Below are 12437 nucleotides of genomic sequence, written 5' to 3' on the forward strand. Positions count from 1 at the left end.
GTTTAAAGACGACAAAGGGTCGCGACCGGCCCAAAACCGATGATGCCGGCAGAGCATCGCGTTGAAAGCATGCCGTGGCGTCCCTATAGAAGAACAAGACTGGATTTGCGCCGAAATTCCGGCGCTTGAGGGAATTCCAAGCGAAAGGACATTCATGCCCTGGAACGACAAAGGTGGCGGTGGCGGCGGCCCATGGGGCGGCGGCGGCAACAATCAGGGACCCTGGGGGCAGGGACCGAAGGGGCCAAGCGGCCCGCAAGGCTCGCCTCCCGACCTCGAGGACATCATCCGCCGTGGCCAGGACAGGCTGCGGCGTGCGCTGCCCGGCGGTGGCGGCGCCAGTCCGGCCATATTCGGGCTGATCGGCGCGGCGCTGGTCGTGCTATGGGCGTTCCAGGCAGTCTACACCGTGCAGCCCGATGAGGTCGCGGTCGAGCTGCGCTTCGGCAAGCCGAAGGCCGAGCTGTCGCAGCCCGGCCTGCATTTCCACTGGTGGCCGCTCGAAACCGTCGAAACGGCCAAGATTTCCGAGCAGCTCGTCGACATTGGCGGTGGCGCGTCCAGCGGCAACACGTCGGGGCTGATGCTTTCGGGCGACCAGAACATCGTCAACGTGCAGTTCTCGGTCGCCTATCAGGTCTCCGATCCCCGCGCCTATCTGTTCGACGTCTCCGACCCGGACGGCATGCTGCGGCAGGTCGCCGAGAGCGCGATGCGCGAGGCTGTCGGCCGCAGGCCGGCGCAGGACATCTTCCGTGACGACCGCCAGGGCATAGCGGCTTCGGTGCGCGAGATCATCCAGACCACGCTCGACGGCTACAAGGCCGGGCTTCAGGTCAACGCCATCTCGATCGAGGACGCCGCACCGCCACGTGAGGTCGCCGACGCCTTCGACGAGGTGCAGCGCGCCGAGCAGGACGAGGATAAGTTCGTCGAGCAGGCCAACCAGTACTCCAACCAGAAGCTCGGCCAGGCACGCGGCGAGGCCGCACAGGTCCGCGAAGACGCGGCCGCCTACAAGAACCGGGTGGTGCAGGAGGCCGAAGGTGAGGCCCAGCGCTTCATCTCCGTCTATGACGAATATGCCAAGGCGCCCGACGTGACGCGCAAGCGGCTTTACCTGGAAACGATGGAGAAGGTGCTGAAGGACTCCGGCAAGGTGATCGTCGAGCAAGGCAACGGGCAGGGGGTCGTCCCCTATCTGCCGCTGCCGGCATTGCAGCAGAAAGCGCCGGCTCCGGCCCCGCTTGGCGCGACGACGGGAGGTAACCAGTGATGGCCAACCGTCTCCCCGTCATCGTCGTCATCGCGGCGGTCATCCTGTTCCTGCTCTATTCGTCAGTCTTCGTGGTCAATGCGCGCCAGCAGGCGCTGGTGCTGAGGTTCGGCGAGATCGTCGACGTCAAGACCGAGCCCGGCATCTACTTCAAGGCGCCGTTCTCGTTCTTCGACGCCGACACCGTGCAGTTGATCGAGAATCGGGTGCTGCGCTTCGACCTCGACAACATCCGCGTCCAGGTCTCGGGCGGCAAGTTCTATGAGGTCGATGCCTTCATCGCCTACCGCATCTCGGATCCGCGTGTCTTCCGTGCCGCGGTATCCGGCCAGATCGAGCTCGCCGAAGCGCGGCTGAGGACGCGTCTCGACGCTGCCTTGCGCCGCGTCTACGGTCTGCGCGACTTCGAGGCCGCCCTTTCGGAGGAGCGCGCTGTGATGATGCGCGAAGTGCGCGATCAGCTACGGCCCGACGCCACCTCGCTCGGCCTGCAGATCGAGGATGTCCGCATCCGCCGCACCGACCTCACCGCCGAAGTCTCGCAGCAGACCTTCGATCGCATGAAGGCGGAACGTCTGGCTGAGGCCGAAAGGCTGAGGGCGCGCGGCAACGAGGCGGCGCAGCGCATCAAGGCCCGCGCCGACCGTGAGGTGGTCGAGATCATCGCGGAAGCGCAGAAGGAGTCCGAAATCCTGCGCGGCGAGGGCGAGGCGCAGCGCAGCGCCACCTTTGCCGAGGCTTATCAGCGCGATCCGGCGTTCTTCGATTTCTACCGGTCGATGAACGCCTATGGCACGGCGCTGGACAACACCGGCACGACAATGGTGCTGTCGCCGAATTCGGAGTTCTTCCGTTTCTTCCGCGACCCTGACGGAAAGGAGGCGCCGGCAAGGCCGGCGGCTCCGCAACCGGCACCTCCTGCCGCACCGGCGACCGCACCCGCAACTTCGCCCGGCACCGGCCAGTAGCGGCCGGTGCAGGATTTCTTCGCGGCAATAGGCCTGGTCCTCGTCATTGAGGGCTTGGTCTATGGCGGCTTTCCCGGTTTCGCCAGGAAACTGGCGGCTGAGGTGCTGTCGTTGCCGGAGAACGCATTGCGGATCGCCGGGCTGGTGGCGATTGCCGCCGGCGTCGGTATCGTCTGGCTGATCCGCGGCGGCTAGGGGGTGTGCAAAAACGCGGGATTTACACTCTGCCAATAGCCATAGCCGCAAACGTGCCCTATTTCTTGCCATCATGGCGCGACACGGCGTTTCCGTCGAAGCGCTTTTCTCTTTCAGAAGTGCCGGGAGGCTTCTCGATGACATCCAACACCCTTTTGCGCGCGGCTCGACGCACGTTCGTCGCTGGCGCGGCAGCGCTTCTTCTGGGCACCGTGGCCGTTCCGGCCTTCGTGACGCCGACAATGGCCGCCGACGGGCCTGCTTCGGTGGCCGACCTGGCGCAAGGCCTGCTCGGCGCGGTGGTCAACATCTCGACGTCGCAGACGGTGAAGGGCACGGAAGGTCCGGGCGCGGTGCCGATGCCGCAGCTTCCCGAAGGCTCGCCGTTCCAGGATTTCTTCGACGATTTCTTCAAGAACCGCGGCGGCGACAAGGACAATGGCTCGCAGAAAGTGCAGTCGCTCGGCTCCGGTTTCGTCATCGACGCCGAGCAGGGCATCGTCGTCACCAACAACCATGTCATCGCCGATGCCGACGATATCGAGGTCAATTTCTCCGATGGAGTCACGCTGAAGGCGACGCTGGTCGGCACCGACACCAAGACCGATGTCGCGGTGCTCAAGGTTGATCCGAAGGGCCACAAGCTGACGGCGGTGAAGTTCGGCGATTCCACCAAGATGCGCGTCGGCGACTGGGTGATGGCGATCGGCAATCCGTTCGGCCTCGGCGGCACGGTCACGGTCGGCATCGTCTCGGCGCGTAACCGCGACATCAATTCAGGCCCCTATGACGATTTCATCCAGACCGATGCCGCGATCAACCGCGGCAATTCGGGCGGGCCGCTGTTCAACAGCGCCGGCGAGGTCATCGGCATCAACACGGCGATCATTTCGCCGTCCGGCGGCTCGATCGGCATCGGCTTCTCCATCCCCTCGCAGCTCGCATCGGGCGTTGTCGAGCAACTGCGCCAATATGGCGAAACGCGGCGCGGCTGGCTTGGCGTGCGCATCCAGCCGGTGACCGACGACATTGCCGAGAGCCTCGGCATGGCGACCGCCAAGGGTGCGCTGGTCGCCGGCGTCATCAAGGGTGGACCGGTCGACAACGGCACCATCCAGGCCGGCGACGTGATCATCAAGTTCGACGGCAAGGACATCCACGAAATGCGCGACCTGCCGCGTGTGGTCGCGGAGAGCCCGGTCGGCAAGGCGGTCGACGTGCTGATCGTGCGCAAGGGTGTCGAGCAAACGGTGAAGGTAACACTTGGCCGGCTCGAGGACAGCGAGAAGCTCGCCAGCGGCGAAAACGGCAACACCGACCAGGACAAAGGCGACAAGGCGCCGGCGGTTTCGACGGCCTCGGTGCTCGGCATGACCGTCGGCGAATTGAACGACGATACGCGCAAGAAGTTCAGCATCGCCGCCGATGTTTCGGGCGTCGTCATCACCGATGTCGCCAAGGATTCGGCCGCGGCTGAACGCGGCATCCAGCCGGGCGAGGTGATCACCGAAATTGCACAGGAATCGGTTGCCACGCCCAAGGATGTGATGGACCGGATCGGCGCGCTGAAGGAGCAGGGACGCAAGAACGCACTGTTGATGCTGGCGTCCAAGACCGGTGAGCTGAGGTTTGTGACGATCCGGATGGACTGAGGATCGCTAACGATGGTCATATTGTAACATCCCATGGGATGTACTATTTTGACTTGTGAGGCGGATCGTACTGGACACAAACGTTTTGACGGCAGGCTTGCGAAGCAGGAATGGCGCGTCTTTCGCCATCCTGCAGCTGATTGCGGATCGGCAAATTCGCCCATTAGTGACGACAGCGCTGTTTCTTGAATATGAAACCGTGCTGGCCAGACCCGAGCAGGTGGCGGCTCACGGGTTGTCCGCGCCGGATCTGGGCCGTTTGCTGGCCGGCTTTGCATTGCTGGCTGAGCCGGTCGAGCTGCACTTTCTCTGGCGGCCGCAATTGAACGATCCGAAGGATGAGATGGTGCTTGAAGCAGCGATCAACGGCCGGGCCGATGCGTTGGTGACTCACAATCGCCGGGACTTCCCTAGCTGCGGCAGGCCGTTTTGATGTACTGCTTGTGAGCCCGGCCGAGTTCTTGGAAGGACTTCGTACATGAGCAAAGCGACTTATCCGCTGAAACTGCCACAGTCGGTTAAGGAAGCAGCCGCGCGCCTCGCGAAGGCCGATGGCGTGTCGCTCAATCAATGGATTGCGTCGGCTGTGGCGCAAAAGGTCGGGGCAATGGAAGCGGCAGCTGACTTCCTGCGTCGTCGTGCCGGCGACGCGTCACCGGGCGATTTCGCGAAAATGCTGGGGCGGGTCGCAGACAGATCGCCACAGTCCGGCGACGAATTTCCACCTGACAGGCATTGATCAGCGACGATTCTTCCGCCAATCCGCGCTCGTCAGCCTGTAGAACACATGCCTCTTCAGCTCCGGGTGGCTGTCGGGAATGCCGGGGTGGTCGAAGTTGGCCGAGGGATCGGCGGTCATGCCGAGGCGCTTCATGACGGCAGTGGAGCGGCGGTTGTTCTCGACCGCGAAGGAGACGATCTCGCCAAGGCCGAGTTTTTCGAAGCCGTAGGCCAGCCATGCCTCGGCAGCTTCCGTGACATAACCCTTGCCCCAGAATTCGGGCGCAGGATCAGGCGCTCGGTGCGCATTGGTTTCATTGGACGAACTCTTCCTGCCCGTAGCCTTGCAGATAGAGCAATGCGGTCAGGTCGCCATGGTCGATGCGAACCTTTGCCTGTGCAGCCACCATCGGTTTGGCATGCAGCGCAACACCGGTGCCGGCAAGGCGGATCATGTCGAGATCGTTGGCCCCGTCGCCGACAGCAATGGCATCGGCCGGGGTGAGGCCGAGACGCGCCGTGATCTCGATCAGCGCCTCGGCCTTGGCGGCGCGGCCGAGGATCGGCTCGCCGACCAACCCGGCAAAGAGGCCATCCTGTTCGAGCAGGCGGTTGGCGCGGTTTTCATGGAAGCCGAGCATGGCGGCGATGCGTGAGGTGAAGACCTCGAAGCCGCCCGAGACTAGCGCGGTCCAGGCGCCGTTGGCCCGCATCGTTTGCACCAGCGCGCGACCGCCGGAGGCCAATGTCAACCGGTTGGCAACGATCAGATCGACCACGGCCGCATCGAGCCCCTTGAGCAACGCCACGCGCTCGCGCAGGGCGGGCTCGAAGGCGACCTCGCCATTCATCGATCGTGCGGTGATCGCCGCGACGTGCTCCTTGACGCCAATCTCGTCGGCCAACTCGTCGATGCATTCCTGGTCGATCATGGTCGAATCCATGTCGGCGATGAGGATCTTCTTGCGGCGCGTTGCCGACTGCTGGACGATCACGTCGATCGGCTCGGCGGCCAGCGCCGCGCGCAGATTGGCGGCCGCCTCGTCGGCTTGTGCATTCGCCGGCAGTGCGAGATCGCAGGCAATGTCTTCGGCCATCCAGCGAACAGTGCTTGCGCCCACCGACCGTGAGGCCATATTCGCAAGCGATGGTGACAAGGCACGATCGGCGGGATGGGAAACAAGCGTGGCGACAAGCGGCATCGATAATTCCGGTGCGGATGCGGGCGAAGGCCGCGTGAAGAATGCGATCCTGATAGCCGGGCCGACCGCCAGCGGCAAGTCGGCGCTGGCGGTCGGCCTGGCCGAACGTATAGGCGGCGTGATCGTCAACACCGATTCCATGCAAGCCTATTCGGTTCTCGACGTGTTGACTGCCCGGCCGGAGGCGGCGGACCTCGCTCGGGCACCGCATTATCTCTATGGGCATGTCCATCCCGGCACCGCCTACTCGACCGGGGCGTGGCTGCGCGACGTGACGAGGCTGATCGAAGACGGCGCGCTCTCGCGGCGACCGATCTTCGTCGGCGGCACCGGCCTTTACTTTCGCGCCTTGGCCGAGGGCATTTCGGAAATGCCCGACATTCCGCGGCAGGTACGCGACCGTTGGCGCTACGAGTTGAAGGAGCAAGGCGCCGTCAAACTGCATGGCATCCTGCTGCGCGAGGATTCCAGGGCAGCCATGCAGTTGAAGCCAACGGACAGCCAGCGCATCGTGCGGGCGCTCGAAGTGCTCGACGCATCCGGCCGCTCGATCCTGGACTGGCAGGCCGCGCGGGGCCGGCCGCTCATCGACAGACAGACGGCCCGCTTCTTCGTCATCGAGCCGGACCGGGCCGCGCTGGTCGGACGCATCGAAAGGCGTTTCGACCAGATGCTGGCCAAGGGCGCACTGGACGAAGTCAGGCAACTCGCATCGCTTCGTCTCGATCCGCAATTGCCGGCGATGAAGGCGATCGGCGTTCGCGAACTGCAAGCGGCGATGGCCGGACAATCGGGTTTTCCCGAGGCGATTGAGCGCGCCAAGATCGCAACCAGGCAATATGCCAAGCGGCAGACGACCTGGTTTCGGCACCAGCTAGGACCGGAATGGCAAAGATTGCATCCTGGTGACGATATCGAAACCACGATCCAAACGCTTGTTGCTAATGCAACCTAGAAAGCCTTTCCTTCACGGAAAGGTTCTCGTTGTGGTTGTCCAAATTAACCCTCCGTAAGGCCCGCCATGCCATAAGGTCGATGGGCATTTTTCCATCGGGGAGCAGATGCGTTTCCACAAGGCGGAATCGGCGTTTTTCGTCTTTATCTTCGTGATCCTGGCCGCCGGCCTGGTGACGCTGCATGCCTATGGACTGCTGCAATCCTTTGCCACCGAACTGCACACGGCCTCCGGCCTGGACAAGGTCATCTACCTCAACAAGCTGCTTTTCGCGACGGGCGTGCTGCTCGCGACCGCGCTGTTCTTCGGCATCTTCTTCATCTACCCGCTGATCCGCAGGCAGGCGACGGAGGAAGGCAAGCTGCGCGCCATGACCGTGTCACTGAGCGCCCGCTCCGAGACGTTCGAACATGCGGCGCTGACAGATAGCCTGACCGGCATGCAGAACCGGCGCTATTTCGACGACGCGCTGAAGGAATATCTCGACGAGTTCAAGCGCATCGAGAAACCCGTCGGGCTGATGATCCTCGACCTTGATCATTTCAAGCAGGTCAACGATACACATGGCCACGACGTTGGCGACGAGGTACTCAAGGCCGTCGCCAGCTGTCTCAAGGACATGACGCGCTACCATGACGTGGTGGCGCGATTGGGTGGCGAGGAATTCGCCGTGGTCACGCCCAACATGGAGGCGGAATTGTTGTCGAAATTCGCCGAGCGTATCCGCAAGGCGATCGCCAACATGTCGGTTCTTTCGGGCAATGTCCGGCTCAAGATCACCACCAGCGTCGGCCTTGCCGTCTGGGACCGCAAGGAGACGGCGGAAGAATTCTATCGCCGCGCCGACCGCCAGCTCTACGAGGCCAAGAGGCAAGGCCGCAACCGCGTCTGCGCCTGAAATCCCGAAGAAGAATTCACGAGGCCGGTTGCCTGACGCGGCTTTTTCGACTTCCGGTGCTCACGGACTGAATGTCCGCTCCGCTCCGGCTTCTTGAAAACCACGCCATCAATCCGGCCTGATGAATTCCCTTTCGGGATTTGACCAAGCTGGTTCGATGATGTGAAGCCTTTGGAAGCTTGTGTGCGGCTTCCCGGCCGGTCGTCAGAGAGCTTGCAGGCTCAATCGTTCTGGGGGCGCATGCCGAAGGTGGCGGGCTTTAGGCCGTAGCGCATGTCGAAATCATCGTCCGATTGCACGCGTGCGGCCGGCGGCTTGCGGTAGTCGGGATCGCCGGCCTGGCGGCCAGAATCGACCACTTCGGCAAAGGCCATCGCCTGCTGCTGCGGCTTTGGAACGTTGCGAAGCCGTTCCACGATCGTCACCAGATCGACATCGTCTCCGGTTTTCGACGACATGGCTTGTTCGCGCTTTGCCGTGCCGGGGATCAGTTCAGCCGGCAGTCTCTCGAACTTCAGCCGCATCGTCGTCGCCACGCCTTCGCCGAAGGCGATCGCTTCGCGCTGGCCCATGGACGACAGGAAAGCAAGCGTGGAGGCGGACGAGTCGGCGATGGCCGAGCGGATGATCGCCTGGTCCTGCTCATTGGCGAGCCGCATGGCGAAAAAGGTCGAGCACTGCGACAGGATGGTCGGGTCGAGTTCGCCCGGGCGCTGGGTGACGACGCCGAGATAGCAGCCGTATTTGCGGCCTTCCTTGGCAATGCGCGACAGCGCGTGCCTTGTCGGCGCGAAGCCGAGGCGCGCATCGGCCGGCATGTAGCGATGCGCTTCTTCGCACAGCAATAGGAGCTGCAGCTTGCCCTCGCTCCACAGCGCAAGGTCGAACGCCAGGCGCGCCAGCACCGAACAGACGGAATTGACCACTTCGGACGGCATGCCGGCCATTTCGAAACAGGTCACCGGGCGGCCGTTATGCGGCACGCGGAAGATGTTGCCTATGGTCTCGTGGATGGTGTCCTCGATCAGGCGCGAGTTGAACATGAAACGGTAGCGCGGATCGGCTGCCGCCGATTCGATGCGAGTCTTCAGCGATTTGAGCGTCGGGCGCTCGTTCTTGCTTTCAAGCATGCCCATGCGCTCGTCAATCTGCTTGAGCAGATCGGCAATGCGGTAGGGCACTGGCGTATCGGCGGTCAGCGCATCGCTGCCGCGCCTGAGATAGGCGCCGGAATTGGGGTTGCGATAGAGGTTTTTGGCGAGCGGAATGAGGTCGCGCAGCGCATCGATCTCGTCGGGCACGGTCTCGCGGCCGCGAAACAGAACCTCGGCGAATTCCTCGAGCCGGAACATCCAGAACGGAAGGTCGAGCGTCTTGGAATCGACCTTGACGCAATATTCGGGCAGCGACGCGGCGAATTCATTGTGCGGATCGAGGATCAGGATGCGCAGATCCGGCCGCGCCGCGATCGATTTGCGCAGCAGCAGCGAGACGGCGGTGGACTTGCCGACACCGGTGGTGCCGACAATGGCAAAGTGGCGCGCCAGCGTGTCGTCGATGGCGATGTTGGCGGCGATCGCCTCGTCCTGCGACAGCGAGCCGATGGTGATCGAATGACGCCCGGCCAGATCGTAGACGGCCTGCAGGTCACGGCTGCGGATGCGGTGCGCGATGGCGCCGATATGGGGATAGGTGGTGATGCCGCGGTCGAAGATCGGCTTGGAGCCGGGCTCGGCGCCGTCGCGCACTTCGCCGATCAGCTCGATGCTGACCTCGATGGCGTTCTGGCCCTCGCTGTTCCAGGCGCGATCCGACTTGCCGATCGCATAGACCAGGCCGACGGTGCGCGTGCTGCCGAGATTGACCGAGATCATCTTGCCGACCGTCCACAGGCCGGTCACCGCGCCGTCGACGTCGTCCGCAAAGGCGCTGATAGTGGCGCGCGCACCGTCGCATTGCACGACATTGCCCAGGATGCGCCTGTCGTTCTGTTCGGCGTTGCGGCGCTCCTGCGATGTCGGTTCTCCGACCGAGGCTTCGCGTTCGACATACATGGACAGGCCAATCCCCATTTTCCCTCACGTCGAGCCTACAGGAACTGGGTTAAGGTCGAGTGTGGCCGGATGGTGTAGGGAGGATTAAGAAGCTGGTGAAAATTGTCGCGACAAGGCTCTTTTCCAGCTGTCGGATTTTCGCTATAATAAACGAATGAATGATATAGCGAACGATATCTCCTCCACAATCGGCAGACGGATACACGCCGAGAGGACGATACGGGAATGGTCCCTGGCCGAACTCGCCGAGCGCTCCGGCGTCTCCAAAGCCATGCTGAGCACGATCGAGCGCGGCATGACCAGCCCGACGGCAGCGCTCCTGGTGCGGATCGCCGCCGCCTTCGGCATGACGCTGTCGACCCTTATCGCACGCGCGGAATTGCAGGGCGGCGGCTTGCTGCGGGCGAGCGACCAGCCCGTTTGGCGGGATCCCGATACCGGCTATGTCAGGCGGCATCTTTCGCCGGCCGGCGACATGCCGCTCGAACTGATCAGGGTTCATCTGCCGGCGGGCGCCAAGGTCAGTTTGCCCGCGGCGTCCTACGCCTTCATCAAACAGCAGATATGGCTGATCTCCGGACGGCTGGAATTCATCGAGGGCGATCTGGTGCACAGGCTCGAGCCCGGCGACTGTCTGGCGCTCGGCGCGCCGTCGGACTGCACCTTCCATGCGCTCGAGGCGGGCGCCGACTATCTCGTCGCGCTGGTCAGGGCCTGACATCATGCCGAGACGTCCAAAGCGCTCCCACAATGGGGGACCGCCGCTCGACGACTACAAGGGGCCGCCATGGGGCAAGGGCGATCCTTATATTTTCCTGGCCTGGCAGGCCGCGCATGCCAAGGCGTGGAAAGCACCGAGCCGCGACGTCATGCTGATGCGCGTGGACAAGGCGGAACGGCTGGGACTTACCTATGAGGAATACACGCTCGAACTCCTCGAACGCGGACGCCACCTTCAGGAAGAGGACACCGAACGCATCGCCGCGATCAAGGCGGCGCGCAAGGGAAAGCGATTCAGCGCTTTCGATTGACGCCAGTTCGACCGTATCGATCCTTCCATCTCAGCCAGGCAGAACGAGCATGCATTCCATCGAGATCAGAATGTTGACGCAGGACGCGCGGACACAGGCGTTGCTTGGCGATCTTCTGGTCGAAACGGTTGCCGCGGGCGGGTCGGTGAGCTTCATGCATCCGCTGGCGCCGGAAACCGCCCGCAGGTTCTGGGACACGTCGCTGACGGCGGCCGCAAGAGGTGAGCGGGTGGTGCTTGGCGCGTGGGAGGCAGACACGCTGGTCGGCACGGTCACGCTGCTGCTCGACTGTCCGCCCAACCAGCCGCACCGGGCCGAAATCGCCAAGCTGATGACGCGCCCCGATTGTCGAGGCAAAGGCGTGGCGACCCGCCTGATGCAAGCGGCCGAGGCCCTTGCGGTGGAGAGGGGCCGCACACTTCTGGTTCTGGATACGGCGACCGAAGAGGGGGCGTCCGGGCTCTATGAGAGGCTGGGCTTCACGCTGACCGGGGACATACCGGACTATGCATTGAAGCCCCATGGCGGGCTGACCGGCACGCTCATCTACTGGAAGCGCATCGGCCGGTGAACGTCATGTCGGAGATGGCTCGCCGAGGCGCGACAGCAGCCATTGGCGGAAATCCTGCTCGGCACCGGTCAGTCGCGCGATCGGTGCCTTGGTCAGAAAATGCCCCGATGTGCTCGGGAGCTCGAAATCGGAAAGCCTGGCCAGGGCCTTGCTTTCGAGTGCCTCGTCAATCAGCGGCCGCGAGCCCAGAAGCACGCCCGCGCCGGCTCGCGCAGCCTCCATCGCAGCCACGAAGCTGTCGAAGCGATGCGAGCGCCTGGGGTGACCGGCCAATCCCGCCGCGGCGAACCATTCCGCCCACATCTCGCGCGCACCGGCGACCAGGAGCAGCGGCAGGGATGTCCAGTCGGCATCACTGGCCAAGGCCGGGGCGGCCACCGGCACAAGCCGCTCGGCGGTCAGCCTGTCGGCCAGGCGTCCGGGAAAGGATCCGTTGCCGAAACGGATGTCCAGCGCTGAGCCCGGCAGGTCATAGTCGGTCGGGCGATGGATCGTCACCAGGTCGACATGGATGCGCGGCAGCGCCTTGGCAAGGTCGGGCAGCTTCGGAACGAGCACCAGCAAAGCGAAAGAGATCGGCGCCCGCAAGGTGACGGTCTCGACGGCGCGGGGCTCGAACAGTTCCGCCGTGCTGCTGCCGATGGTGGCGAAGGCTGATTGGATGTGGGGCAAGTAGGCGGCGCCCTCCGGCAACAGTGCGACGCCCCGCGCCAGCCGTGAGAACAGACGCGTCTTCAGCCGATCCTCGAGGAGCCGGACATGCTGACTGACGGCCGCCTGGGTCAGGCCGAGTTCGGCGGCCGCCGCCGTAAAATTCGAAAGCCGCGCCGCTGCCTCGAAGCTGCGCAGCCAGTCGAGTGGGGGCAAGGTGGGGATGGTTCTCGCAGGCATTACGATTTTGCAGCCATTGACCGA

At 63.7% G+C, this 12437-nt stretch carries 14 protein-coding genes and 1 pseudogene; 11 read left to right on the forward strand and 4 right to left on the reverse strand.

Annotated elements, in window-relative coordinates; genetic code table 11:
* The first annotated feature begins 154 nt into the window (after positions 1-154).
* The 6 genes from hflK to FJ940_RS13815 all read left to right on the forward strand — a co-directional run bounded on the left by hflK (position 155) and on the right by FJ940_RS13815 (position 4830).
* A complete protein-coding gene (gene hflK / locus FJ940_RS13790) occupies positions 155-1276 on the forward strand; it encodes an FtsH protease activity modulator HflK (RefSeq protein WP_140495337.1) in 1122 nt (373 codons plus the stop codon).
* Positions 1276-2244 carry a protease modulator HflC gene (locus tag FJ940_RS13795; protein WP_140521174.1) on the forward strand — a complete coding sequence of 323 codons (969 nt, stop codon included), beginning with the start codon at positions 1276-1278 and terminating at the stop codon, positions 2242-2244. The genes hflK and FJ940_RS13795 overlap by 1 nt, the downstream gene beginning before the upstream one ends.
* Positions 2245-2250: 6 nt before the next feature.
* Complete coding sequence (locus FJ940_RS13800; protein ID WP_140521173.1) at positions 2251-2439, forward strand: DUF2065 domain-containing protein; 189 nt, start codon at positions 2251-2253, stop codon at positions 2437-2439.
* Between the two features lie 137 nt (positions 2440-2576).
* On the forward strand, positions 2577-4091 hold the full coding sequence (locus tag FJ940_RS13805; RefSeq protein ID WP_140495341.1) for a DegQ family serine endoprotease: 1515 nt from the start codon (positions 2577-2579) through the stop codon (positions 4089-4091).
* A gap of 85 nt (positions 4092-4176) precedes the next feature.
* Entirely contained in the window at positions 4177-4524 is a 348-nt protein-coding gene (locus tag FJ940_RS13810; RefSeq protein WP_246671029.1) for a putative toxin-antitoxin system toxin component, PIN family, read from the forward strand.
* Between the two features lie 45 nt (positions 4525-4569).
* Entirely contained in the window at positions 4570-4830 is a 261-nt protein-coding gene (locus FJ940_RS13815; protein ID WP_140495345.1) for a toxin-antitoxin system HicB family antitoxin, read from the forward strand.
* Here FJ940_RS13815 and FJ940_RS13820 read toward each other — a convergent pair.
* Both FJ940_RS13820 and serB read right to left on the reverse strand, forming a co-directional pair.
* Positions 4831-5097: pseudogene (locus FJ940_RS13820) on the reverse strand (GNAT family N-acetyltransferase); the annotation flags it as partial. It lies immediately after the preceding gene.
* A gap of 28 nt (positions 5098-5125) precedes the next feature.
* Complete coding sequence (gene serB / locus FJ940_RS13825; protein WP_140559556.1) at positions 5126-6013, reverse strand: phosphoserine phosphatase SerB; 888 nt, start codon at positions 6011-6013, stop codon at positions 5126-5128.
* Between serB and miaA the strand changes: the two genes are divergently transcribed.
* Positions 5997-6968: a tRNA (adenosine(37)-N6)-dimethylallyltransferase MiaA gene (miaA, locus tag FJ940_RS13830; protein ID WP_140648739.1), complete on the forward strand. Its 972-nt coding sequence runs from the start codon at positions 5997-5999 to the stop codon at positions 6966-6968. The two genes, serB and miaA, sit on opposite strands and share 17 nt — an antisense overlap.
* A gap of 106 nt (positions 6969-7074) precedes the next feature.
* On the forward strand, positions 7075-7866 hold the full coding sequence (locus FJ940_RS13835; RefSeq protein ID WP_140516501.1) for a GGDEF domain-containing protein: 792 nt from the start codon (positions 7075-7077) through the stop codon (positions 7864-7866).
* A gap of 221 nt (positions 7867-8087) precedes the next feature.
* Here the strand turns inward: FJ940_RS13835 and FJ940_RS13840 are convergent, their stop codons facing one another.
* A complete protein-coding gene (locus FJ940_RS13840) occupies positions 8088-9920 on the reverse strand; it encodes an ATP-binding protein (protein WP_140516706.1) in 1833 nt (610 codons plus the stop codon).
* A gap of 154 nt (positions 9921-10074) precedes the next feature.
* Between FJ940_RS13840 and FJ940_RS13845 the strand changes: the two genes are divergently transcribed.
* From FJ940_RS13845 to FJ940_RS13855, 3 genes are read left to right on the forward strand one after another with little or no spacing between them, the layout of a single operon-like run.
* Positions 10075-10638, forward strand: a complete 564-nt coding sequence (locus FJ940_RS13845) for an XRE family transcriptional regulator (protein ID WP_140579979.1) — start codon at positions 10075-10077, stop codon at positions 10636-10638.
* 4 nt (positions 10639-10642) lie between these two features.
* Complete coding sequence (locus FJ940_RS13850) at positions 10643-10951, forward strand: hypothetical protein (protein ID WP_140516495.1); 309 nt, start codon at positions 10643-10645, stop codon at positions 10949-10951.
* A gap of 49 nt (positions 10952-11000) precedes the next feature.
* Positions 11001-11522, forward strand: a complete 522-nt coding sequence (locus FJ940_RS13855; RefSeq protein ID WP_140656823.1) for a GNAT family N-acetyltransferase — start codon at positions 11001-11003, stop codon at positions 11520-11522.
* 3 nt (positions 11523-11525) lie between these two features.
* On the opposite strand, the gene FJ940_RS13860 is transcribed toward FJ940_RS13855, so the two are convergent.
* The gene (locus FJ940_RS13860) at positions 11526-12413 is read right to left on the reverse strand and encodes a LysR family transcriptional regulator (RefSeq protein ID WP_140630982.1); all 888 of its coding nucleotides are present in this window, start codon (positions 12411-12413) and stop codon (positions 11526-11528) included.
* Positions 12414-12437: the final 24 nt, after the last annotated feature.

The sequence above is a fragment of the Mesorhizobium sp. B2-3-7 genome, from assembly GCF_006442695.1.
GTDB lineage: Bacteria > Pseudomonadota > Alphaproteobacteria > Rhizobiales > Rhizobiaceae > Mesorhizobium.